Annotated in this window: 20 protein-coding genes and 2 other annotated features (1 of these 22 running past the window's edge); all 20 genes read left to right on the forward strand. The window is 39.7% G+C overall.

Annotated features, from left to right (window positions below; genetic code table 11):
• Positions 1 to 160: a binding site (T-box leader), on the forward strand (it extends 53 nt beyond the left edge of the window).
• A 48-nt stretch (positions 161 to 208) separates the two neighbouring features.
• The 20 genes from QOW94_RS02635 to mutL all read left to right on the forward strand — a co-directional run bounded on the left by QOW94_RS02635 (position 209) and on the right by mutL (position 24383).
• Entirely contained in the window at positions 209 to 2860 is a 2652-nt protein-coding gene (locus tag QOW94_RS02635; RefSeq protein ID WP_283678599.1) for a valine--tRNA ligase, read from the forward strand.
• Positions 2861 to 2886: 26 nt separating this feature from the next.
• A complete protein-coding gene (locus QOW94_RS02640) occupies positions 2887 to 4248 on the forward strand; it encodes a bifunctional folylpolyglutamate synthase/dihydrofolate synthase (protein WP_502867226.1) in 1362 nt (453 codons plus the stop codon).
• Positions 4249 to 4376: 128 nt separating this feature from the next.
• Positions 4377 to 5390: a rod shape-determining protein gene (locus tag QOW94_RS02645; RefSeq protein ID WP_502867227.1), complete on the forward strand. Its 1014-nt coding sequence runs from the start codon at positions 4377 to 4379 to the stop codon at positions 5388 to 5390.
• A gap of 70 nt (positions 5391 to 5460) precedes the next feature.
• On the forward strand, positions 5461 to 6309 hold the full coding sequence (gene mreC / locus QOW94_RS02650) for a rod shape-determining protein MreC (protein ID WP_283678601.1): 849 nt from the start codon (positions 5461 to 5463) through the stop codon (positions 6307 to 6309).
• A gap of 15 nt (positions 6310 to 6324) precedes the next feature.
• Complete coding sequence (mreD, locus tag QOW94_RS02655; RefSeq protein ID WP_283678603.1) at positions 6325 to 6855, forward strand: rod shape-determining protein MreD; 531 nt, start codon at positions 6325 to 6327, stop codon at positions 6853 to 6855.
• A 5-nt stretch (positions 6856 to 6860) separates the two neighbouring features.
• Positions 6861 to 7550, forward strand: a complete 690-nt coding sequence (locus QOW94_RS02660; protein ID WP_283678604.1) for a septum site-determining protein MinC — start codon at positions 6861 to 6863, stop codon at positions 7548 to 7550.
• Positions 7543 to 8349, forward strand: coding sequence for a septum site-determining protein MinD (minD, locus tag QOW94_RS02665; RefSeq protein ID WP_283678605.1), 807 nt, complete (start codon positions 7543 to 7545; stop codon positions 8347 to 8349). Before QOW94_RS02660 ends, minD begins: the two co-directional genes overlap by 8 nt.
• A 53-nt stretch (positions 8350 to 8402) precedes the next feature.
• Positions 8403 to 8637: a binding site (T-box leader), on the forward strand.
• Between the two features lie 145 nt (positions 8638 to 8782).
• Complete coding sequence (locus QOW94_RS02670; RefSeq protein WP_283678606.1) at positions 8783 to 9427, forward strand: amino acid ABC transporter permease; 645 nt, start codon at positions 8783 to 8785, stop codon at positions 9425 to 9427.
• Positions 9428 to 9438: 11 nt separating this feature from the next.
• Positions 9439 to 10080: an amino acid ABC transporter ATP-binding protein gene (locus QOW94_RS02675; protein ID WP_283678608.1), complete on the forward strand. Its 642-nt coding sequence runs from the start codon at positions 9439 to 9441 to the stop codon at positions 10078 to 10080.
• 12 nt (positions 10081 to 10092) lie between these two features.
• Complete coding sequence (locus QOW94_RS02680) at positions 10093 to 10953, forward strand: amino acid ABC transporter substrate-binding protein (RefSeq protein WP_283678609.1); 861 nt, start codon at positions 10093 to 10095, stop codon at positions 10951 to 10953.
• Positions 10954 to 11193: 240 nt separating this feature from the next.
• Complete coding sequence (gene yfmF / locus QOW94_RS02685) at positions 11194 to 12456, forward strand: EF-P 5-aminopentanol modification-associated protein YfmF (RefSeq protein WP_283678610.1); 1263 nt, start codon at positions 11194 to 11196, stop codon at positions 12454 to 12456.
• A 4-nt stretch (positions 12457 to 12460) separates the two neighbouring features.
• Positions 12461 to 13735, forward strand: coding sequence for an EF-P 5-aminopentanol modification-associated protein YfmH (gene yfmH / locus QOW94_RS02690; protein WP_283678611.1), 1275 nt, complete (start codon positions 12461 to 12463; stop codon positions 13733 to 13735).
• A gap of 84 nt (positions 13736 to 13819) precedes the next feature.
• Entirely contained in the window at positions 13820 to 14857 is a 1038-nt protein-coding gene (locus QOW94_RS02695; protein ID WP_283678612.1) for a helix-turn-helix domain-containing protein, read from the forward strand.
• A gap of 17 nt (positions 14858 to 14874) precedes the next feature.
• Entirely contained in the window at positions 14875 to 15456 is a 582-nt protein-coding gene (pgsA, locus tag QOW94_RS02700; protein ID WP_283678613.1) for a CDP-diacylglycerol--glycerol-3-phosphate 3-phosphatidyltransferase, read from the forward strand.
• 69 nt (positions 15457 to 15525) lie between these two features.
• Positions 15526 to 15990, forward strand: coding sequence for a CinA family protein (locus tag QOW94_RS02705; RefSeq protein ID WP_283678615.1), 465 nt, complete (start codon positions 15526 to 15528; stop codon positions 15988 to 15990).
• A gap of 94 nt (positions 15991 to 16084) precedes the next feature.
• Complete coding sequence (gene recA / locus QOW94_RS02710; protein WP_283678616.1) at positions 16085 to 17167, forward strand: recombinase RecA; 1083 nt, start codon at positions 16085 to 16087, stop codon at positions 17165 to 17167.
• Between the two features lie 213 nt (positions 17168 to 17380).
• Positions 17381 to 18961 carry a ribonuclease Y gene (gene rny, locus QOW94_RS02715; RefSeq protein WP_283678617.1) on the forward strand — a complete coding sequence of 527 codons (1581 nt, stop codon included), beginning with the start codon at positions 17381 to 17383 and terminating at the stop codon, positions 18959 to 18961.
• 80 nt (positions 18962 to 19041) lie between these two features.
• Entirely contained in the window at positions 19042 to 19833 is a 792-nt protein-coding gene (locus QOW94_RS02720; protein WP_283678618.1) for a TIGR00282 family metallophosphoesterase, read from the forward strand.
• A 14-nt stretch (positions 19834 to 19847) separates the two neighbouring features.
• Positions 19848 to 22442 (forward strand): DNA mismatch repair protein MutS, encoded by a 2595-nt coding sequence (gene mutS, locus QOW94_RS02725; protein ID WP_502867228.1) that lies wholly within the window; start codon positions 19848 to 19850, stop codon positions 22440 to 22442.
• A gap of 9 nt (positions 22443 to 22451) precedes the next feature.
• Positions 22452 to 24383: a DNA mismatch repair endonuclease MutL gene (gene mutL, locus QOW94_RS02730; RefSeq protein WP_502867229.1), complete on the forward strand. Its 1932-nt coding sequence runs from the start codon at positions 22452 to 22454 to the stop codon at positions 24381 to 24383.
• Positions 24384 to 24395 lie beyond the last annotated feature (12 nt).

The following is a 24395-nucleotide window of genomic DNA, read 5'->3' on the forward strand; positions in this document are numbered from 1 at the left end:
GTAAAGTGAAAGAACCTACGCTTTAAGTTGTGAAGGTAGCTTGGGAGCAGCCTATTCGATGAGAGTGGGTCGGTTAGTAATAACCGTTATCAAAGTATTTAAGTGGAGTCTCTTTTTAGGGGCCCAATTTAGGTGGTACCGCGAGCACTTCGTCCTAATTTATGGACGGGGTGCTTTTTTGTACCCGGAGAAAAAGGAGATTGATTAGATGTCTGAAGAAATGTCGACCAAATACGATCCTTCGGCAGTTGAAGCTGGCCAATATGATAAGTGGCTTGATGCTGGAGTTTTCAAACCAAGTGGGGATAAGAAAGCCAAACCGTTTTCAATTGTTTTACCACCACCTAATGTTACTGGTAAGTTGCATTTAGGTCACGCCTGGGATACAACGCTCCAAGATATGATTATCAGAAGAAAGAGAATGCAAGGGTACGACACTCTCTGGTTACCAGGAATGGATCACGCCGGAATTGCTACTCAAGCTAAGGTTGAAGCTAAACTTCGTGATCAAGGAATCTCTCGTTACGATCTTGGTCGTGAGAAGTTTATCGAAAAGGTTTGGGAATGGAAGGATGACTTTGCTGCCACTATCAAGAAACAATGGGGCAAGCTTGGACTTTCTTTAGATTATTCTCGGGAACGATTCACCCTTGACGAAGGGCTATCTAAGGCTGTTAGAAAAGTCTTTGTTGACCTTTACAATAAGGGCTTGATTTACCGTGGTGAATATATTATTAACTGGGACCCACAAGCTAGAACAGCTCTTTCTGATATTGAAGTTATTCATAAAGATGATAAGGGTGCCTTCTACCACGTTAAGTATCCATTCACTGATGGAACGACATTTAACGGTAAGGATTACATTGAAATTGCAACTACTCGACCTGAAACTATGATGGGTGATACTGCGGTTGCCGTTAATCCAAGTGATGAAAGATATAAGGAGTTAGTTGGTAAGAAGGTATTGGTACCACTTATCAACAGAGAAGTTCCAATTATCGCTGATCAGTACGTTGATCCTGAGTTTGGAACTGGTATGGTGAAAATTACACCAGCCCATGACCCTAATGACTTTAAGGTGGGTAACCGTCACGACTTGGAAAGAATCAATACCATGAATGAGGATGCCAGCATGAATGAAAACGCCGGCAAGTATGCAGGAATGGATAGATTTGATGCCAGAAAAGCAATGGTTAAAGACCTTGAAGATGAGGGACTGATGCTAAGCATTGATCCAATCGTCCACAGTGTTGGTCACTCTGAAAGAACTGGGGTACAAGTTGAAGCCCGGTTATCGACTCAGTGGTTCGTTAAGATGAAGCCACTTGCAGAGCAGGCAATCAAAAACCAAAGTACTGATGATAAAGTTAGTTTCTTCCCCGAACGGTTTGAAGGAACGTTTGAACAATGGATGGATAACGTTCACGACTGGGTTATCTCACGACAACTTTGGTGGGGCCACCAAATCCCTGCGTGGTACAACAAGAAGACCGGTGAAACCTACGTTGGGGTGGATGCACCTAAGGATCCTGAAAACTGGGAACAAGATCCAGACGTTCTTGATACATGGTTCTCATCAGCTCTATGGCCATTTTCAACAATGGGTTGGCCTGAAAGCACTGAAGACTATGATCGCTATTTCCCTACTGATACGTTGGTAACGGGCTATGACATCATCTTCTTCTGGGTATCACGGATGATTTTCCAAAGTCTTGAATTTACTCAAAGACGACCATTTAAGGATGTCCTTCTCCACGGATTGATTCGTGATGAGCAAGGCCGTAAAATGTCGAAGTCTCTTGGAAACGGAATCGACCCAATGGATGTTATTGACAAGTATGGTGCTGATGCATTGAGATGGTTCCTATCAACTGGAACTACGCCTGGTCAAGATATTCGGTTCAGCTATGACAAAATGGATTCTGCTTGGAACTTCATTAACAAGATTTGGAATGCTAGTCGATACGTAATCATGAATTTGGATGGCATTTCAAAGCCTGAGCTCCCAGATCAAAGTGAATGGGAACTATCAGACAAGTGGATCATGAGTCGTTTAAACGAAACGATCGATCACGTTTCTCGCGAGTTTGAAAAGTATAACTTTGGTGAGGCTGGTCGGGCCCTTTACGATTTCATTTGGAATGATTTCTGTGATTGGTACATTGAAATGAGTAAGGAAGCTCTTTCAAGCGACAATGACCAACTAAAGAAGAACACCCAAAACATATTGGCTTACGTCCTTGACCAGACCTTAAGATTACTTCACCCAATTATGCCATTTGTAACTGAATATATTTGGAAGCAAATGCCACATACTGGTGACTCTTTGGTAAACGCTGAATATCCAACGACCAACGAAGCATTCGACAATCCAAAAGCTGAAAACTCAATGAAGTCATTGATTGATTTGATTAAGGCAGTTAGAAATATTAGATCAGAGGCAAATGCTCCACTTTCATCACCAATCAACATGATGATTGATACTAGCAATGATGAATTAAAAGCTATTTTTGAATCTAATCGTAGTTATATTGATCGGTTCACTCATGCTCAAGAACTGACGATAGAATCAAACATTACAGCACCTAAACTGTCAATGTCAGCTGTGATCACGGATGCAACTATCTATGTGCCACTTGCTGAATTGGTTGACTTAAACGAAGAAAAATCCAGAATTGAGAAGGAAGTTTCTAAGTTCGAATCTGAAGTTACCCGCTCTGAGAAGAAGTTATCTAATAAGAAGTTCGTTGATAACGCGCCTGATGATGTGGTGGCTAAAGAGAAGGAAAAGCAAGCTGATTACGAAACCAAGTTGGCAGCTGCTAAGGAACGACTTTCAGAAATTGAATCACAACTTTAATTAGTGAACGTAAAGACGTGTGGCGTATGAACAGCCCACGTTTTTATTTTGAAATGGAAGGGATATTTTTGGAAACATACGACGAGGCATTACAGTTTATTCACGGACGCACTAAGTTTAAAAAGATTCCAACCCTTAAACGGATGGAAAGATTTCTTAGTGAATTGGGTAATCCCCACAAAAAAATTACGGCGATTCACGTTGCAGGTACAAACGGTAAGGGATCTACCGTTGCTTATTTAAGAGGGATGTTTATGGCGGAAGGTAAGCATGTTGGTACGTTTACCTCTCCCTTTCTGATCAAGTTTAATGAACGAATCAGTGTTGATGGGCAACCAATTAGCGATGATGAAATTTTGAGACTGGCTAATAAGGTTTATCCAATCGTTGCTAAACTTGATAAAGAGCTACCTGAAGGTGGACCAACGGAGTTTGGAATCATTACCGCCATGATGTTCTCGTATTTTGCGGAGGGTCATGCAGACGTTGTGATTGTTGAAGTAGGCCTCGGTGGTTTGCTTGATTCGACTAATGTCGTCACTCCAGTAGTTGGAGCGATTACGTCTATTGGGATGGATCACATGCATATCCTTGGGGACACTCTTGAAAAAATTGCGGCTCAAAAGGCTGGAATCATTAAAGAAGGAGTGCCGATAGTCGTGGGTGAGGTTAAGCCTGGGCCGCTTGCCGTGATTCGAGAAACAGCTAGTAAGAAACATGCTCCAATCTCCATCGAACCGAATGATTTTAATTACAGAAGGTTGTCGACAACGCAAACTAATCAAAAGCTTGATTTTTCTAATAACTTAATTGAAATAAATGAAATTGAATCAACGTTAATCGGAAAATATCAGGCAAGTAATGCGGCTGTTGCTATCCAAACGTACCTAACATTTAAAGAAGTGCGACAAGAACCAGTTGTGCTACAGAATGTTATTGATGGAATTGCCAGCACAAAATGGCCAGGGCGATTTGAGCAATTAAGTCAACAACCAAAAATTTACATTGATGGGGCCCATAACGTTCCCGCTGCTACGCAAATCGCGAGTCTGTTGAAGACGAGCTTTAAAACTGGGACGACCTATATCTTACTTTCTATTTTGGCGGATAAGCAGGCGCTTCAAATTGTAGAAATTTTAGAACAGGTCAGCAACGCTCGAATTGTTTTAACTGGGTTTGATACTCCGGGAAACAGGAAATTGTTTGATTTTAACTCAATTAGAGAAAAAATAAGAATAGAGCATGAGCAGGTTGATATTATTGAAGATTATCGAAAAGCTTTAAGTACAATAACTGCTAAAATGGGTAATGACGATATGCTGTTAATTACGGGGTCTCTGTATTTTATTTCGGAAATTAGACCTGTGATTTTGGGTAATCAAAAATAGTTTTCAAATAATCTCTTAAATCAAGGTTAGATTTGTTGAGAAGTAATTTATTTTTTCCGTTGGTATGCTATACTTGTTTCGTTAAACGATAAATAAAAATTAAAAATTGTAATACACAAATTGAAGGGATGAATGTAGTGTTTGGATTAGGAGAAAAGAACATCGGGATTGACCTGGGAACGGCCAACTCGATCGTATACGTGGAGGGCAAGGGGATTGTTCTTAGAGAGCCTTCTGTCGTTGCCAAGAGCACCAAAGATGGTTCAATAATCGCCGTTGGTACTGAAGCAAGGGATATGGTGGGTAGAACCCCTGGAAGCATCTCTGCAGTTCGGCCAATGAAGGACGGGGTTATCGCTGATTACGATACTACCGTTGCAATGATGAAGTATTTTATTGAAAAAGCATTGGGTCATTCATCCGGCAAACCATATGTTATGGTTTGCGTTCCTACTGGGATTACTGCAGTTGAAAAACGGGCCGTTATTGATGCTACGAGAGTAGCTGGTGCCCGTGATGCATACGTTATCGAAGAACCTTTCGCTGCTGCAATCGGTGCCGGCCTTCCTGTTATGGATCCAACTGGTAGCATGGTTGTTGATATAGGTGGTGGAACTACTGACGTTGCTACTATTTCACTTGGTGGAATCGTATCAAGTCGTTCAGTTAGAATGGCAGGAGACAAGTTAAATGATGCCATTGTTGCTTTTGTTCGCCAAAAGTACAACTTGTTGATTGGTGAGAGAACCGCTGAACAGTTAAAGTGGGACATCGGTTCAGCCTCAAAGAAAGCTGCTAAAAACATCGATCCAGTTCCCGTTCGGGGTCGTGATTTAGTTACGGGCCTACCAACCACTGTTGATGTTAGTGGCTCAGACGTTAACGAAGCAATCAGTGAGTCAGTGGCAGAAATCATTGCTACTATCAAGGAGACGTTGGAAGAAACATCACCAGAAATTGCTGCTGATGTTATCGATCACGGTATTGTAATTACCGGCGGTGGGGCATTACTAAGAAACATTACTGAAGTAATTGCTGACGCTACCCAAGTTCCCGTTACGATTGCTCCAGACCCACTTGACTGTGTTGCCATTGGAACCGGTGAGTCGCTTAAGAGTATTAACGTTATCAAGAAAAAATAAGCACCAATAGTAAGCCTTAGGTAATCCCTTGGGCTTATTTATTGATTGAAATTTGCGAATGGAGGCTAGTATGCAAAAATTCTTCTCAAATCGGAAGCTAGTTATCATCGTTGTTTGTTTGATAATTAGTCTGGGGTTGATGACCCTTTCCGTTACAGTTCGCAATCGAAAGGGATCACCTAATCTGATACAACAATTTGGCAACGATATCACTGGGTTCGCGGACCGAGTTGTTTCTGTACCGATGAATGGAATTTCTGGTGGGTTTGTAGCTGTAAAAAATCTTGTAAATACTTATCAAGAGAATGAGAAACTGAAGTCAAAGGTTGAGCAACTAACCCAGACTCAAGTTAAGGATCAAGTGCTTGAGAAAGAAAACAGTCAGTTAAAACGACAGTTACAGATTGGAAACACTTTGACCAGTTATGACAAAATTAACGCCGCAGTTATTACCAGAACGCCTTCGTCTTGGACAAGTCAGATTATCATTAACAAGGGGTCTGCTGCTGGGATCAAGAAAAACATGCCGGTAATAGCTGGAGCTGGTTTAATTGGTTCTGTTGTTGAGGTCAACAAAACGAATAGTAAAGTTGTTTTGATTTCAAACACTTCAGAAAATTCAAATCGGTTTGCGGTGCAATTAATAAATTCTCAAAACAAAACCGTTAACGGAATCATTACGTCTTATGATGAAAATGCCAATGAAGTTGTCATGGGAAACATTACGGCTAAAATGAGTATTAAAAAAGGTGATAAAGTAACCACTTCTGGTCTTGGTGGGGTTATTCCTAAGGGAATTTACATTGGTAAAGTTGCTAAAGTTGCCCAAGACGATTATGGTCTCGCTAAAAAAGTTTATGTTAAGCCGGCCGCTGATCTGCATGATATTGAAGCCGTATCAGTCGCTGTTAGGCAATAATAAGGGGGAATTTTGATGAGAAGAAGAATTCCCGTTGCGGCCGTGTTTGCAATTGGTCTGTTTATTTTCTTTTTCTTGGATGGATCAATTAGCCAGGTCTGCTCCGGATTGCTGTATGCAGCACCAAACTCACTTGTTCCATACCTGACTGTACTTTGGTTAGTTTTGACAGACTTTTTCACCAACAGTCGCAAGCTTCATCTGTTAATGTGGGCTGCTGTTATTGGATTCATCTTTGATATGTACTATGTTGGAATTTTAGGGGTTTATGTTTTTGTGTTCCCATTAGTGATATATTTAGGACAGGGAATTTATGAAACAATGCCCAGAAACTTTTTAAGTGGTTTTTTAGTTTACTTTATTGATATCACACTAACGATTGGGTTAGATTTTCTAGCAAACGTTTTTATCGGCCAGGTTGAACCATCAGCTACTATCTTCTTGGTAAATACCTTAGCACCGACGTTGGCAATCAATTTGCTATTCTTTGCTGTTTTGTATTTTCCAATCGAATCGCTATATCTTAAATATCGGCGAAGGGGGTAGGGCTAATGCCTGAAGCAGCTGTACTAAAAGGGACAAAAGATGGGTATGAAATCATACTGAATGATAAAGCGGAGTATGATGAAATTTTTAAATCATTAACAAAATTACTGGATAATTTGAAGACGCAGACAGCGTCAACGACGCCACAAAAAATCGCGTTTGAAATTCAAACGCAAAGACGATTATTCAATGCCCAGGAACGTTCGGAAATTGAACAAATATTTTCAAAATATTCTGACTTTTCAATCCATAAGATTAATTCTGATGTAGTGACAAAGGAAGAATCTGCGCAAATTATTGATCAAAAAACAGTTCATGTAATTGATCGGGTGATTAGAAATGGCCAGGAGGTTAACGTTACTGGCGACGTTTTGTTCTTAGGGAAGGTCCACGAGGGTGGCAAACTTCTAGTAACTGGTAATCTTTACGTAATTGGTGAGGTTAAAGGAATTATTCAGGCAGGATTCCCAAATGTCGAAGATAAAATGATTTTTGGGGATGTACATAACGCTCAACAAATTCGAATTGGCGAGCAGTTTGAAATCTTGGATGATACAAAAAGCGCTGACAAAATCAACAGTAGTTCAATTGCTTATGTTAATGCTCTACATGTATTGGACTATGGGAATGTTGAAGATTTGAATCAAATCAACCCAAAGTTCTTTAATCAGATTGGAGGAATAATTAATGGGTAAGGCTTACGTTATTACCTCGGGTAAGGGTGGTGTTGGTAAAACAACATCATCAGCTAATATTGGTACCGCACTTGCAATGATGGGTAAAAAGGTGTGTTTATTAGATTTAGATATTGGTCTTAGAAACTTAGATGTTGTCTTAGGCCTTGATAACCGAATCATGTATGACATCGTTGACGTTGCTACGGGAAAGGCTAAATTGGCCCAAGCTTTAGTAAAGGACAAGAGATTTGATGATCTCCTATATTTGCTACCAGCAGCTCAAAATACAGACAAAACCGCTCTTAATGAAGGCCAAGTTGTTGAAATTGTGGACGAATTGAAGCCTGATTTTGATTATGTTTTGATTGATTGTCCAGCTGGGATTGAACAGGGATTCTTGAACGCAATCGCAGGCGCTGACAGTGCTATTATTGTGACAACGCCAGAGATTTCTGCAGTTAGGGACGCTGACCGGGTGGTTGGTATTTTGGAACAACATCCGCTAAAAGAAGAACCCCATTTGATTATCAACCGGATTCGGACGCACATGATGAAGGATGGTACCGTCATGGATATTGACGAAATTACTCATCATCTCGGTGTAGAATTATTGGGAATCGTGTTTGACGATGATAAGGTTATTTCAACGTCCAACCAAGGAGAACCGATAGTTCTTGATACTGATAATCCTGCTGGTCAGGGTTATCGAGATATTGCCAGAAGAATTACTGGTGAGTCTGTTCCGTTGATGGAGATGAAGGATGAATCCAAACCAACGTTCTGGGAAAAAGTTAGTGGTTGGTTTAAGAATAAATAATTCTTGACAGGATTCGGCGTGTCGAGTAGTATGTTCATATAAATTTGATACGAATAAAGACGAAGAACGGAAGTTCAATAGTTAATGATTTACAGAGAGCTCTAGTTGGTGGAAATAGGGCAGTCGTTATTATTGATTCACATCCGGGAGTCATTTTTCTGAACGTTAGAGTAAGAAAAAGCGGTTAGCACGTTATTGCTGAAGTTTAGTTACTAAACTCGATGAGGTTTTTTACGCAAGTGAAAAACAAACATGAGGTGGAACCACGACTGAAAAGTCGTCCTCTTAGGCTTTTGGCCTAAGGGGATTTTTTTGTAGCTAAACTTCATGAGTTCGTCAATGTGAGTTGATGAAAAATTGAGGTGGCACCGCGAAAACCATCGTCCTCTTGAGTTTTTTCTCAAGGGGACTTTTTTTATGGAGGAATATTAAAATGTTAGATTATATGAGTCAAATTTTACCAGCGCTTTTGTCGGGAACAAAAATGACGTTATCAATTTTCTTTTGGACATTGATTATTTCCATTCCACTTGGAGCGATTGTTGGATTGGGATTAATAAGTAAGTTCAAACCACTAGTGTGGATCATTAATCTATATGTCTGGTTAATGCGTGGAACGCCATTGTTGTTGCAATTAATTTTCGTATTTTATGGATTACCAATTGTTGGGATTATCTTCCAAAGGTATGACGCAGCCTTGTTTGCTTTTATTTTAAATTACACGGCATACTTCGCCGAAATATTTAGAGGTGGATTTCAATCAGTACCAAATGGTCAGTTTGAGAGTGCTCGGGTTCTTCGACTAAGTTATCCTCAAACAATTCGTTACATCGTTATTCCTCAGGTGTTTAAAATCGTTTTGCCATCAATTGGAAACGAAGTTATCAACTTGATCAAGGATTCATCATTGGTTTACGTTATCGGTCTGGGTGATTTACTGAGAGCCGGAAATGTTGCCACTGCAAGAGACGTAACGTTGGTGCCATTAATTATGGTTGGTGCAATTTACCTAATTCTTACTGCGGTATGTACGATTGTGTTAAAAGTGCTTGAAAAACGTTCAAGCGTTTGGCGTTAGGAGGAAATTCAATGCTAGAAATTAAGAATCTTGTTAAAAAATTTGATGATAGAACGATTATCAATAACTTGTCTGTTCGGGTAGAAGATAATGAAATTTTAGCGGTTGTTGGACCTTCTGGAGCCGGGAAAACGACCCTACTGAGGTGTATCACTGGCCTTGAAAAAGTTAATTCTGGAAAGTTTTTCTGGAATGGTGAGGAATTTGATCCTTCTAAAATGGACCAAAAAAATTCGTTGGTCGGAGTTGTGTTTCAAGACTACCAATTATTTCCTAATTTGACGGTTTTGGATAACATTATGTTAGCCCCAAAATTGGTTAAAAAAATGGATAATGAGGTAATTAAAAAAACGGCTCTAGACTTGCTATCTCGACTGGGACTGGAAGGAAAAGAAACCCTTTATCCGTACCAACTATCCGGTGGTCAGAAGCAGCGAGTAGCGTTAGTAAGAGCATTGGCTATGGATCCGAAAGTTCTTTGTTATGATGAACCAACATCTGCTCTGGATCCCGAATTACGTGATGAAGTTGCAAAGATCATTGTTGACCTTAAGTCACGTGAATTGCAGATGACACAAATTGTAGTTACTCATGACATGGAGTTTGCTGAAAAGATTGCTGATAATATCTTAAAGGTTGAACAATTAAGCTAGGAGGGATAATTTATGAATCAAAAAGTAAACAGATTCTTTGGAATTATCGTTCTTATCGCCTTTACAGTAATTCTATCTGGTTGTCGAATAGAGTCCCCTAAAAAAATGGCAAGTAATCCTGACACTTGGCAGCAGGTAACGAAGAGTAAAAAAATTGTGATTGGGCTGGATGATAGTTTTGTCCCAATGGGCTTTCAAACTAAAAAGGGGTCGATTGTTGGGTACGATGTTGACCTTGCGAAAGCGGTATTTAAACAATATGGAATCAAGGTTGACTTTCAGCCGATTGATTGGTCAATGAACGTTACTGAACTAAGAAATGGGACGATTGATTTAATTTGGAATGGTTTTTCAATGACTCCAGAGCGCGAAAAATCAGTTCTGTTTAGTAAACCATATCTAGTAAATGATCAAATTCTGGTCACTAAAAAAAGTCAGAACATTAGTAGTTTTGCTGATATGAAGGGGAAAGTTGCTGGAGTTCAAGCTGGGTCCGCCGGGGCAATGGATATCGATAATCAACCAAAGGTTTTGAAGAATAGAATCAAGGATCACAGTCCGGTGCTTTACGACTCGTTCACAGACGCATTTATTGATTTGAATTCAAATCGAATTCAGGGATTGTTGATAGATAGCATATATGCAGATTATTATATTGCGCACCAAGCCAATGAAGGGAGTTATCAAACGATTCCCAGTGAATTTCCAAAGGAAAAATATGCAGTCGGAATGAGAAAAGGTGATACCAAGTTGAAGCAGAAAATTGATGAGGGCCTCACCAAATTAGCGAAAAATGGTCAGCTGAAAAAGATCGATCAGAAGTGGTTTGGCAATAAAGTCTCATCACCATTGGTAAACGAAGTGAATAAGTGAAAAGATAACTAAATAACGTCTTGGTAAATCGTATTAATGCAATGAGAATTTCTAATAAATAATTCTCGTTGCATTTTTTAGCTTATTTTTTGTTTTAAGGCTTACTCTGAATCGGAGAAACTTTAGTTATCAGAAAATGAGTATCTTGGTTTACATTTGGGGCTCATTGTAAATAATCTATTGAGATTTTTGGCATTGTCCTTTAGTATGAAGTTTGTGTTTTAAAATAGGAGGATTAGCGTGAACATTAATATAGTTGATGGCGTAAAGTTAATTACCCACAAAACAGAAAAGTTTAAGAATTCTAAAGTATCGATTTATTTTAATACCAAATCCGATTCATCAAGATATTCTGAACTTGCACTTTTAGCTGAGTTAATCGGCAATGGAACTAAACAGTATGATTCAGAGATGAAAGTTTCCCGAAAACTATCTGAATTGTATGGTGCAAGTTTTGGTGTAACGGTGTTACGGTATGGTGATGTTCACACATTGCGGGTGAGAATTACGTTTGCCAACGATGATTATTTACCGACCCAAGCAAGTCTGAATGAATTAGTTTTTGAATTCTTAAATGAGGTTATCAATCGGCCACTAATTACAAATGGGCAGTTTGACCAATCGTTTTTCGATTTGCATAAAAAGAATTTGTTAAACTACATGGATTCAATCAAGGATAATAAGGATTATTATTCGACAATTAAATTACAAGAAACGTACTACCAAGACGATAAGAATCATGGTACTTTTTTGTACGGAACAGTGAGTGATTTGCAAAAGTTGACTGCAAAAAGTTTGGCAGACACTTATGATTTTTTGATGAAAAATGCCGCTGTAACGGTTGTTGCGGCGGGAGATTTTGATGACGATAGTACGTTTGACCAGGTTAAAAGAATTTTTGCTGGTCGTGGTCATCAAGCTGAAATTAACAAACCATATGTAACGGTTACTTCCGTTGACTCAATAATCAATAAGGAACAACAGGTTCATGCCAGTCAATCAGTTTACATGTTGGGATATGAATTCCCAGTTTACTACCCTGATGAAGATTACGCCGCAGCGATTGTAATGAATCAGGTTTTAGGTGGTTCCACTCAGTCGTTACTTTTTAATGATGTGAGAGAAAAACAAAGCTTAGCGTACGATATTTCTTCAACCTACAACTCATTAACTGGAATGTTAACGATAGCTACTGGGATTGACAAGCAAAACAAAGAAAAAGTCAAGCGAAGCATTGAGGATCAAATCCAGAAAATAATTAATGGCGATTTTTCAGATAAAATCTTGGCTGGAATTAAGACATCTGTCTTAGACCAACGAAAATCAGAAAGTGACTTTCTTTCCAGTGTTATGGAACGTCAATTCATCGAAGAATTAACTAACTATTCAGTTTCGAGTGAAGAATATGCTAAGATGATCAACCAAGTTGATAAAGCAGCTATTTCGAGAGTTGCAGGTAAGTTAAAATTACGGGCAACATTTGCCCTAACTGGAGAGGATTAGACAAATGGACATAATCAAGTATCCTCAATTTAATGAGAAGTTGTATTACGAAACATTGCCAAATGGGTTGAGAGTTTATATGTACCCGATGCCTGGATTCTCAAAGACTTCGGCGGTGCTAAGCGTAAATTACGGATCAATTGATACTAAATTTGAAGTTAATGGACAGAGTTATAGCCAACCAGAGGGCATTGCTCACTTTCTAGAACACAAGATGTTTGATAAGAAAGATTATGATGTTTTTGAGCTTTTTAATCAGACTGGTGCTAGGGCTAATGCTTTTACTTCGTTTACAAAAACCAATTATTTATTCACTGCCACAAGCAATGCCCATGAAAATTTAGATATCTTACTTAACTTTGTTATGCAACCATACTTTACAAAGCAGAAGGTTGAAAAAGAAAAGGGCATTATTGGTCAAGAGATAAACATGTACAAAAATGACCCTGATAACCAGCTTTATTTTTCAGCAATTCAAGGGATGTATCAAAAGTCACCACTTGGGTCTGATATTGCCGGATCAATTGATTCGTTGAACTCAATTACAGTTGATGACGTTAACCTTGCCTACGACACTTTCTACCGTCCTGATAACATGACGTTATTTGTATCGGGCAACCTTGATCCAGATACAACCATCGCGTGGATCCGGAAAAATCAGGCTCAGTATCCTAGGCGGGATATCGATGTTCAAAGAAAATTTACAAGTGGCACTGTTCTCGACACAATCACTAAATCGGATATGGAGGTTTCCCATTCCAAACTAGCTCTTGGACTAAAAGGAAATGATGATATTCCAGCGGGTGAGGATGAATTGAAGTACGAGTTAGCGATTACAGTTATGCTCAATCTCTATTTTTCTGAAAACGCACCAGAATATGATCAACTTTACCATGAAGGTCTGATTGATGATTCTTTTTCGTTTGAGTTTGAAAATGAACGTAGTTTTCACTATGTAATTTTAGCTGGTGATACCACTGACCCTATAGTGCTTAAAACTGAGTTAATGAACATTCTGAATAGTGTAACAGAAACCATAACGGATAAGAATGAGGAATTTGAACTTCAAAAGAGAGAAATGCTGGGCGAATACGTCAGGTCGATGGATTCGGTTGATGCTATTGCTAATCAGTTTAGTGGCTCTACCAGTCCGGTGTTTTCAATTTTTGATGAGCTAAGAGTCATGGGAGAGTTGACCCTTGATGATGTTATCAATGCCAGCAAGCAACTGATTTCCAACTTTGAAACGGTTACTGTGGTTATGGAAAGCAAACCGTAACATCTTAATAAATGTCTTAAAAAATCCAAGGTAATACTATGATATACTTGAAGTAGTGAATTTATTAGATGATGGAGAGTTAGTATGAATGACGAAAACCAAACATTAACAATTGGACAAAAATTACATGACGCCAGAGTGGCAAAAGGATATACACTCGACGACTTACAAAAAAACACTAAAATTCAAAAACGCTATTTAATTGCGATTGAGGATAATGATTTTGATGCCTTGCCAGGTGAGTTTTATGTTAGGGCATTTGTTAAGCAATACGCTGATTCAGTTGGTCTAGACGGTTCTGAATTGATGTCTGAATTTGATAATAAGTTGCCAGACACTGAGGATCCTGAGTATGTCGATAGAGTAAATAGCGATAATCCCCAAACAAGATCTGTTCAACGTAAAGCCAGTGAGCGGAGTGATAAATTTCGTCGGTACATTCCGATCGCTACCGTTTCGGTCGTGGTATTGATTATTTTGATTGCTATTTGGGTGGCTGCGTCAAGAAGTGCTAACAACCAGTCAAACACAGATATTCAAACTAGCAAGGTTTCCGTTTCAAGTTCAAGTAGCAAGGATAAAAATTCTAGTTCAAAGAAAGAATCTAAACCAGCTGCTAAGAAGAATGATACGCTTAAAATTAAGCAGGCAAGTACTTCAGGTAGCGATGTAACATACAACGTTACTGGATTCAAAACGAACCGGGTAATTAAGCTAAGAGGTACTGGTGATGCTAGTGCCTGGGTTTCCGTTACAGCAGATGGAAGTAGTCTCTTCCAACAATCAATTAGCGGGACCAAAGTTCAAACTGTGAAGATTCCTAGTGGAACTTCTTCTGTTGTAATTAACACTGGGAACGCTACAGCAACTCAAATTTATGTTGGCAATAAGAAGCTGAATCTTCCAGAACCTACGGATGGTTCCTCAAATCAAGTTAGAAATGTAACGTTACAACTTGGTGGTAATTCTGCAAATACTAATAGTTCTTCGTCAAATTCAGCATCAACAAATACCACAACTCAAAGTACTAATGACCAAACTGGAACAACGGATACCACCACGGGTACTACTGGGACTGATCAAAGTAATACTCAGGGTACTGACACTGGTACCGGGTACTAAGATAACGGGGCGATTAAATGAACTTACCAAATAAATTAACCATTTTCAGAATTATTTTGATTCCGTTCTTTATTCTTGTTTTGGCATTACCATCTATGTTGGGTAGCTTTACTGTGGCTGGTACGGTTTTAACCACTCAAAGATTGATTGCAGCAATCATTTTTGTGGTTGCATCATTAACTGATTTTCTTGATGGCCAGATTGCTAGAAGAAATCATCTAGTCACCAACTTTGGTAAATTTGCGGATCCGTTGGCTGACAAGATGCTTGTAATTACTGCTTTTGTGTTTTTAGTTGAATTAAACATGGCGCCCGCTTGGGTAATTGCCATTATCATTTGTCGCGAGTTAGCCGTAACTGGGCTACGATTGATTGTTGTTGAAAATGATGGTGAGGTAATTGCCGCGGCTTGGCCTGGTAAAATTAAAACTACGACCCAGATGTTGGCAATCATTATCTTACTGTTGAATAACATCCTATTTGATGCGATCAGCCTACCACTGGGACAAATCATGCTCTATATTTGCCTGTTCTTTACAGTCTATTCTGGAATTGATTATTTTGTGAAGAACGGTTCAATATTTGCTGATTCATTTTAAATGATTTTTTCTAAAGAAGATAAATAAGTTTATCTTCTTTTTTCGTAATTAAAACTTGGAGGGTAAATAATGTTAGCAGAGGAATTAGTTAAGTTATTGATTGAAAAGCATATAACAATTACGGCTGCTGAAAGTTTAACGGCAGGTAAGTTTCAAAGCACATTAGGAGATGTTCCCGGTGTGTCTGAAGTGTTTGAAGGAGGATTCGTAACATATTCTAATAAGGTTAAGGAACAGTTACTTGGAATCCCTGAAGAGGTAATCATTGAGCATGGGGTGGTTAGTGAACCAACGGCAATTTGGATGGCAAATCAGGCTAAAGACATACTGCATAAGGACTTGGCAGTTTCTTTCACTGGGGTTGCTGGCCCCGATTCCCTTGAAGGCAATGAGGCAGGCGTAACATACATTGGAATTGCATATGGAATGGATAACACCTATGCCAAGCGGTTTGAATTTAAAGGTGACCGTAATCAGGTCCGTAAAGAGGCCGTTGAAGCGGGCTTACAAATGGCGATTGAAATGATAAAATAAAAAGGGAACTTTTGTTCGTGTTTTTGTTGATTTTTTGTAAAATCATTAGTATAGTAAATTAGTAAACTTTTCCATTATGAAATGGAGGTAGCAAATGGCTGACCAAAGAAAAGCGGCTTTAGATAAAGCCCTTAAAAATATTGAAAAAGAATTCGGTAAGGGATCTATTATGCGGATGGGGGATAAAGCAGATACCCAAATCTCAACAATTCCTTCCGGTTCACTTGCTCTGGATGAAGCACTTGGAGTAGGTGGATACCCACGAGGAAGAATCGTGGAAATCTATGGACCTGAAAGTTCTGGTAAGACTACTGTGGCTCTTCATGCGGTTGCTGAAGTTCAAAAGCGTGGTGGTACAGCAGCGTATATTGATGCTGAAAATGCTTTGGATCCAGTTTATGCAACTCACCTTGGTGTTAACATCGACGACTTGTTGTTGTCACAACCAGATACTGGTGAGCAAGGATTGCAGATTGCTGATGCATTGGTTACAAGTGGAGCAATTGATATTGTTGTTATTGATTCAGTTGCAGCACTGGTTCCAAGGGCAGAAATTGAAGGTGAAATGGGTGATCAACACGTTGGACTCCAAGCTCGGTTGATGTCTCAGGCACTTAGAAAATTATCAGGAACAATTAATAAGACAAAAACGATTGCACTGTTTATCAATCAAATCCGTGAAAAAGTTGGGGTTATGTTTGGAAACCCTGAAACCACTCCTGGTGGCCGCGCTCTTAAATTCTACTCAACCGTTAGACTTGAAGTTAGACGGGCAGAGCAAATCAAAGACGGAACTGATATTATCGGAAACCGTGTTCGAATTAAAGTTGTTAAAAACAAAGTTGCTCCACCATTTAGACGAGCTGAAGTCGATATTATGTATGGCCAAGGAATTTCTCAATCAGGAGAACTTGTTGATATGGCTGTCGAAAAAGACATCATCAATAAATCCGGATCTTGGTATTCATATGGTGATGAGCGAATAGGTCAGGGTCGTGAAAACGCCAAGGCTTATCTGGAAGAGCATAAAGATATGTATTCAGAAGTTGAAGCTAAAGTTAGGGATGCTTATGATATTCCTGATGATAGTGCAGACAAGACTGAGGATAAAGATTCAAAAGCAAAGGGTAAATCTGAAGACGAGGAAACCCTTGACCTTGGAATTGACAATAAATAGCGATTAAAGGAAAGTTTTCGGTGCCTAAAATCTAATTTTAGATTGGCGGGATAAGGACTTTCCTTTTTTTGTGTTAAATGTTTATCATTGGTGTGATAACATTGTTGACACGGTTGCTTAGACACATTAAAATTAAGGTTGTGTCAATAATCAAATAACATCTTATTATTGGTTTAAATTATAATCATTTTATGATGATTTGGAGGTGGGGCCATGAACATGGCTGGAATAATCCTCGCAATCATCGCTATCGTTGCTATCGTTGTTGTTGGAACACTTAGTTTTATTATTGGTAAAATTTCTCAACGGAAGATTCATGAACGTGAAGTTGATTCTGCGAAGAATTCTGCAGCCGGAATCATATCAGAGGCTCGGAAAAAAGCGGAAACTCTTGTGAAGGAAACAAACTTAACTGCACAAGAAGAAACTCACAAGTACCGAAGTGGTGTTGAAAAAGAACTTAAGCAACGCAGATCGGAAATTCAAAAGCAAGAAGATAGGCTGTTGCAACGTGAAGAAGCACTGGATCGGAAAGATGCCTCGTTTGAAAAACGCGAGAGTAGCTTGAATCGGAAGGAACATAAGTTAGACCAAGAGCAAAAAGTGATTCAAAGGCAACAAACGGAAGTAAACTCACTTATTGAAAAAAGACAAACTGAAATTGAAAGAGTCGCTGGCTTGAGTCAAGAAGAAGCCAGACAAACGATATTACAAGAAACCAGTGAAAAGTTAGCAGATGAAAGAGCCCGGATGGTCAAGGAGAGTTACGAATTGGCTAGGGTCGAAGCTGACAAAAACGCTAAAAACTTAATAATCGAGGCTATTCAACAAAGTTCTGCAGATGTTGTTTCTGAAACAACTGTTACGGTCGTAAGTCTCCCCAGTGAAGATATGAAGGGGAGAATTATTGGGCGTGAAGGTCGAAATATTAGGACGTTTGAAACATTGACAGGAGTAGATTTGATTATCGATGATACCCCAGAGGCAGTTGTACTAAGTGGATTCGATCCAATCAGAAGAGAGATTGCCAAGATGGCACTTGAAAAGCTGATTAAAGATGGTCGAATTCACCCAGCTCGGATTGAGGAAATGGTTGACAAGAGCCGTAAGGAGCTTGATCAGCAAATTCAAGAAATCGGTGAAGAAACCTTGTTTGAACTCGGAATTCACTCAATGAGCCCCGAGATGATCAAGGCGGTCGGTCAATTGAATTTCAAGATTATCAACGGTCAGAATCTGTTAAGTCATTCAATAGAAGTTGCCAAGTTAGCAGGGGCATTTGCTGCTGAATTAGGTGAGGATGTTACTTTAGCTAAGCGCGCAGGATTATTACACGAGATTGGTAAGGCCGCAAGTGGTGGAGTTGATGGATCTCACGTCGAAGTAGGAGTTGATCTTGCTAAGAAACACCATGAGAGTCCCGTCGTTATCGATGCAATATCTGCATACCATAATGGCCACCAGCCAGAATATATTATTTCAGAACTAGTTTCGGTTTCTGATAAGATTGCAAGTTCAAGACCAGGAGCTCATAGCGAATCGCTTGAAAGCTTTGTTCACCGTCTTGACAGTCTTGAAAAGATTACTGATAGTTTTAAAGAAGTTCAAAAGAGTTATGCAATTCAAGCGGGTCGAGAGATTCGAGTTATTGCAAAACCTGATGAAATAACAGATTCACAGGCAATTGTACTTGCCAGAAAGATTAAACAAAAGATTGAAACTGGGATGAAGTACCCTGGCCATATCAAAGTGACCGTAATTAGGGAAGTCAGATCAGTTGAATATGCTAAGTAAAAGATCAGGAAGACTGGTCTTTTTTCTTTTATAAATGTAAAATTGTTAGCAGAAATGTAGAAAGATCGAGGATCTAATAAATGCGAATTTTATTCATCGGGGATGTTGTTGGTAACGTTGGAGTATCAATGCTGACTGACTACCTTGGGAAATTGAAACAAGAGTATAAACCCCAGGTTACGATTGCAAACGGGGAGAATTCCACTCCAATGGGCAGGGGAATCAACCTAGTTGCTTACAAAAAGATAATGAGTGCCGGGGTTGATGTTGTCACCTTAGGAAATCATGCTTGGAGTAATCGGGATATCAATGATTTTATCGATTCAGAAAAGCGATTGATAAGACCGTTTAATTTCCCGGGTAAAAACGTTCCCGGTAAGGGATACACGATAATTAACGTAAATGGCGTTAAATTGGCAATCTTGAATTTTCAGGGTCGGGTATTCATGGACAATTTGGATGATCCATTTTCTCTTTGTGAGCAATTGATTGGTGAGTTAAAGGATGCCGATTGTGTATTCGTTGATTTTCACGCTGAAGCAACCAGTGAAAAACTAGCGTTTGCAAAATATCTAGATGGGAAGGTTTCAGCGGTCGTTGGGACCCATACCCATGTTCAAACAAATGATGCCAGAATTTTACCAGGTGGAACTGGTTTTCTAACAGATGCTGGAATGACCGGTCCTGCTGATGGAATGTTGGGAATGCAAGATGACACCGTCATTCAAAGATTCTTGGATCAACGACCAGCTCGGTATTCAGTTAAGGAAGATGGTCGTGGAGTAATTAGCGGTTGTGTTATTGATGTTGATGACACAACAGGTCACGCTAAGAAAATTAAACCAGTAAATTTATTTGATAATGAAGTTTAGAAGGGGTCTTAGGTTTGGCAAAAAGCGAAGTCACTCCGATGATGGAGCAATATCAAAAAATTAAAGATCAATATCCAGACGCGTTCTTGTTTTATCGGCTTGGCGATTTTTACGAGATGTTTAACGAGGATGCTATTAAGGGTTCACAATTGTTGGAGTTAACTCTAACAAATCGGAATAAAAATTCTAAGAATCCAATTCCAATGTGTGGCGTGCCGCATAAGGCGGTTCAAAACTACATTGATATTCTGGTTGATCAAGGGTACAAAGTAGCCATCTGTGAGCAAATGGAGGACCCTAAACTCGCTAAGGGCATGGTCAAACGAGAAGTTATCCAACTGGTGACGCCAGGGACTCAATTTCAAACCGGTAGCGAGAATGCCAAGGAAAATAACTACTTAACAGCCCTTGTGTACGATAAAATAAGTGATGATTATGGCTTTGCATACGTTGATCTATCCACAGGAGAACTAAAGACGACCCTTTTGGATAATGCGGATTTGGTTTTCAATGAAGTGGTATCTTTAGCAAGTAAGGAAACTGTCATTAGTGATGATGTTCCCCATTCAATGAGAGATTCTTTGAGTAAGTTTGGCATTCTACTATCGAAGCAAGTCATCGATCCAATCAATTCGGCGATGAGCTATTTGACTCAAGGCATTGAGGAGAAGCCACTAACTCAGGTTCTTCAAATGCTGATATCGTATGTCCAGACCACCCAGAAACGAAGCTTGGATCATTTGAAACGGGCAGTTCGCTACGAACCGTCTGATTTTTTGGAAATGGACCATAATTCTCAATACAATCTGGAATTAGTCAAAAATATCCGGACTGGCAAAAAGGCTGGCACCCTGTTGTGGTTATTGGATCAAACTAAGACTGCAATGGGTGGACGGAAACTAAAGCAGTGGATTGAAAGACCATTAGTAAACAAAAAAATAATTAATAATCGACACGAAATCGTTGATGTATTTGTCAATCATTACTTCGAAAGAAATCAACTCCAAGATGAATTGATCAAAGTTTATGACTTGGAGCGGTTGTCTGGCCGGGTCGCGTTTGGAAGCGTCAACGGTCGGGATTTAATTCAATTAAAGACCTCGTTACAACAGGTTCCAAAAATTCAGTACATTATTTCTCAAATTGAATCTAAAGATTTAAAGCCGTTGGTGAAGCAACTTGAACCTCTGGATGACATTGTTGATTTAATCGAAGCTGCTATTGAAGATGACTCCCCAATTTCTGTCACTGATGGTGGGGTTATCAAAGACGACTACAACGATCAACTAGATAAATATCGGGACGCAACTAATAACGCCCAAAAGTGGCTCGCTGAGTTAGAAGCCAAGGAACGGGAATTAACGGGTATCAATAATCTTAAGGTTGGGTTTAACCATGTTTTCGGGTACTATATTGAGGTTACCAAGGTTAACTTGCCGAAAATACCTGAGGGACGTTACCAACGGAAACAGACACTTGCAAACGCGGAACGATTCTCAACTCCTGAGCTAAAGGAAAAAGAAGCGATGATTCTAGAAGCTCAAGAACAAAGTAAGAACCTTGAGTACAAGTTGTTTGTTGAAGTTAGGGAAGAAGTAAAACAGCAAATCAAAAAAATCCAAGCATTAGCTGACGCAATCGCTGAGGTCGACGTCTTACAAAGCTTTGCTGCGGTTGCAGAAGAGTACCGGTTTGTTAAACCAGTGCTAGTGGATGATCACGCGATAGATATCGTAGATGGTCGCCATCCGGTGGTTGAAAAAGTACTTGGGCATCAGCAATATGTGCCAAACGATGTAAAATTGAATCAAGACACAAATGTGTTGCTGATTACTGGTCCGAACATGTCAGGTAAAAGTACCTACATGAGACAGTTAGCTCTCTCAGTTATCATGAATCAGATTGGTTCGTTTGTACCGGCAAAGGAAGCTAAAATGCCGATTTTTGATAAGATTTTTACTCGAATTGGAGCAGCTGATGATTTGATTTCTGGCCAAAGTACATTTATGGTCGAAATGAAAGAAGCAAATGATGCGATCGAAAACGCCACGCCAAACAGCTTGATTCTGTTTGACGAAATTGGGCGGGGAACCGCGACTTATGATGGGATGTCACTTGCTCAAGCCATTATTGAATACGTGCATAATAATATTGGTGCCAAGACTTTGTTTTCAACCCACTACCATGAATTGACGGCCCTTGATCAGACATTGAGTAACCTCCAAAATGTTCATGTTGGGGCAACTGAATCTAATGGGGAGCTAGTTTTCCTTCATAAAATTCAGCCTGGTCCAGCTGACAAATCATACGGGATTCATGTTGCCAAACTGGCAGGACTTCCTGATAAGTTATTGACTAGGGCAGATAAGATTCTCAACGAACTTCAGGATAAAACTGCAGAGGATAAGGTTGGCATCTCGAGTATGAATGCTGAGCCCGAGCATAATAATGAAAAAGAGGAACAGATCTCACTGTTCCCTCTCGAAACGGTTGATGAGCATCAATCAGAAGTGATTTCTCAGTTGAAGCGACTTGATCTAATGTCGAAAACACCAATGGAAATAATGAACCAAGTGTATAAATGGCAACAGAAAATCAAAAAGAACTAGGTGGTTAATTTGACTCAAATCAATGAATTGCCAACTATTTTGGCAAACCAAATTGCTGCCGGAGAGGTTGTTGAACGACCAGCTTCGGTAGTTAAGGAATTAGTTGAAAACTCAATTGATGCAAACAGCACCGAAGTCAACGTATCGGTTACGGATGCTGGTTTAAAGAACATTACTGTCATTGATGATGGCGACGGGATTGACGCGAGCCAAATTGAAAAGGCGTTTCTTCGTCATGCAACCAGCAAGATATCTGAGCAGCGGGATTTGTTCAGAGTTCGTAGTTTGGGATTTAGGGGTGAAGCTTTACCCTCGATTGCTTCAGTTGCCAAGGTGGAACTAAAAACATCGACTGGTGTAACTGGAGTTCAGGTTAACTACGAAGGTGGTAAATTGATGGGCAAAAAAGCGGCCGAACTCCGAAAGGGGACGACTGTTTCGGTAAGTTCGCTGTTTTTTAACACCCCAGCTCGTTTGAAATATATGAGTTCCCAGAATACCGAATTAGCCAAAATATCAGACGTTATCAATCGGCTATCATTAGCTCATCCTGAGGTTGCGTTTTCTTTTAGCAGCAATGGACGGGAACTACTTCGTACGTCTGGTCGTGCTGATGAAATGCAGGTGCTAGGAGCGATTTATGGTATCAAAACTCTCAGTAAAATGGTGAGAGTGGGGGCTGAACGAGACGATGTTAAAGTCACTGGGTTCGTGAGCCTACCCGAATTGACTCGGGCATCGAGAAACTATATTTCATTGATTTTAAACGGTCGGTTTATTAAGAATTACGGATTAACCAAAGCGGTTATCAGCGGATATGGTTCAAAATTGATGATTGGTCGATTTCCAATCGCGGTAATTTCAATAACCGTTGATCCTGCCCTTGTTGATGTTAACGTCCATCCAACCAAGCAGGAAGTTAGAATTAGTAATGAACGGGAAATCAGCAATCTAATTTACGAAGCAATCTCAAGTGAACTTCAGGATAAACAATTAATTCCCGACGTTCGTGAGCAGTTAGATGACAAAGTTACTGAAATTAATCAGCAGACTGCTATGAATGTCGTCACTGAGAATAGAGCAGATTTCAGCCGTCCTGCTACCTCTGATTCAACGACAGACCCAGCTATCCCAGATGAAACTGCACCGGATATTGAGCCGGTGGTCATTAAGACTAGGGATGATTTAAACGACCCTAGGTTGTCTGAATTTGAAAATCGAGTTGAAGAAGCTGGTCAGGAGGCCTCGTTGGCTACCGTTGATCAGCAGCCTAAACAACAAAAACCAGAAAATCAAGATTTGGAGCTCAGAGAAGCAAATCCTGTTAGTGGTTTTCCAACCCTAACGTACATTGGTCAAATTCACGGTACGTATTTGGTGGCTGAAACTGAAGAGGGAATGTACCTGGTTGACCAACACGCTGCTCAGGAAAGGGTCAACTATGAACATTATCGTAAGGCAATTGGCGAAGTTTCATCAGACCAACAGAAATTATTAGTCCCAATCGTTCTTGATTACTCAACCACTGATTTCTTACTGATTCAGGAAAAGATGCCTCTTTTGAACGAGCTGGGAATTTATCTAGAAGACTTCGGTCAAAATAGCTTTGTTGTTCGACAACACCCAATGTGGTTCAAAGAGGGACAGGAAGAGTCTACGTTACGAGAAATGATCGACTGGATTATTACTGACCACAAAATTTCAGTTGCGGCGTTTAGAGAAAAGACTGCCATCATGATGAGCTGTAAGCGAGCAATTAAGGCAAATCACCATCTTGACGAGCAACAAGCAAAGGCGTTACTTGCTAAGCTACCAGAATGTGAGAACCCATACAACTGTCCTCACGGCCGCCCAGTTTTAGTTAAGTTCACCAATACGGACATTGAAAAAATGTTCAAACGAATTCAAGATCCACATAACACCAAAGAAGAAATATTCTAAGTAAAAATTTAG

The sequence above is a fragment of the Lentilactobacillus sp. Marseille-Q4993 genome (assembly GCF_951230165.1).
Lineage (GTDB): Bacteria > Bacillota > Bacilli > Lactobacillales > Lactobacillaceae > Lentilactobacillus.

Excerpts from the sequence above, each read along its gene's own strand:
- QOW94_RS02635 (WP_283678599.1), top strand. The coding sequence starts at position 209 with ATGTCTGAAGAAATGTCGACCAAATACGATCCTTCGGCAGTTGAAGCT.
- QOW94_RS02640 (WP_502867226.1), top strand. The coding sequence starts at position 2,887 with ATGAACAGCCCACGTTTTTATTTTGAAATGGAAGGGATATTTTTGGAA.
- QOW94_RS02645 (WP_502867227.1), top strand. The coding sequence starts at position 4,377 with ATGAATGTAGTGTTTGGATTAGGAGAAAAGAACATCGGGATTGACCTG.
- mreC (WP_283678601.1), top strand. The coding sequence starts at position 5,461 with ATGCAAAAATTCTTCTCAAATCGGAAGCTAGTTATCATCGTTGTTTGT.
- mreD (WP_283678603.1), top strand. The coding sequence starts at position 6,325 with ATGAGAAGAAGAATTCCCGTTGCGGCCGTGTTTGCAATTGGTCTGTTT.
- QOW94_RS02660 (WP_283678604.1), top strand. The coding sequence starts at position 6,861 with ATGCCTGAAGCAGCTGTACTAAAAGGGACAAAAGATGGGTATGAAATC.
- minD (WP_283678605.1), top strand. The coding sequence starts at position 7,543 with ATGGGTAAGGCTTACGTTATTACCTCGGGTAAGGGTGGTGTTGGTAAA.
- QOW94_RS02670 (WP_283678606.1), top strand. The coding sequence starts at position 8,783 with ATGTTAGATTATATGAGTCAAATTTTACCAGCGCTTTTGTCGGGAACA.
- QOW94_RS02675 (WP_283678608.1), top strand. The coding sequence starts at position 9,439 with ATGCTAGAAATTAAGAATCTTGTTAAAAAATTTGATGATAGAACGATT.
- QOW94_RS02680 (WP_283678609.1), top strand. The coding sequence starts at position 10,093 with ATGAATCAAAAAGTAAACAGATTCTTTGGAATTATCGTTCTTATCGCC.
- yfmH (WP_283678611.1), top strand. The coding sequence starts at position 12,461 with ATGGACATAATCAAGTATCCTCAATTTAATGAGAAGTTGTATTACGAA.
- QOW94_RS02695 (WP_283678612.1), top strand. The coding sequence starts at position 13,820 with ATGAATGACGAAAACCAAACATTAACAATTGGACAAAAATTACATGAC.
- pgsA (WP_283678613.1), top strand. The coding sequence starts at position 14,875 with ATGAACTTACCAAATAAATTAACCATTTTCAGAATTATTTTGATTCCG.
- QOW94_RS02705 (WP_283678615.1), top strand. The coding sequence starts at position 15,526 with ATGTTAGCAGAGGAATTAGTTAAGTTATTGATTGAAAAGCATATAACA.
- recA (WP_283678616.1), top strand. The coding sequence starts at position 16,085 with ATGGCTGACCAAAGAAAAGCGGCTTTAGATAAAGCCCTTAAAAATATT.
- rny (WP_283678617.1), top strand. The coding sequence starts at position 17,381 with ATGAACATGGCTGGAATAATCCTCGCAATCATCGCTATCGTTGCTATC.
- QOW94_RS02720 (WP_283678618.1), top strand. The coding sequence starts at position 19,042 with ATGCGAATTTTATTCATCGGGGATGTTGTTGGTAACGTTGGAGTATCA.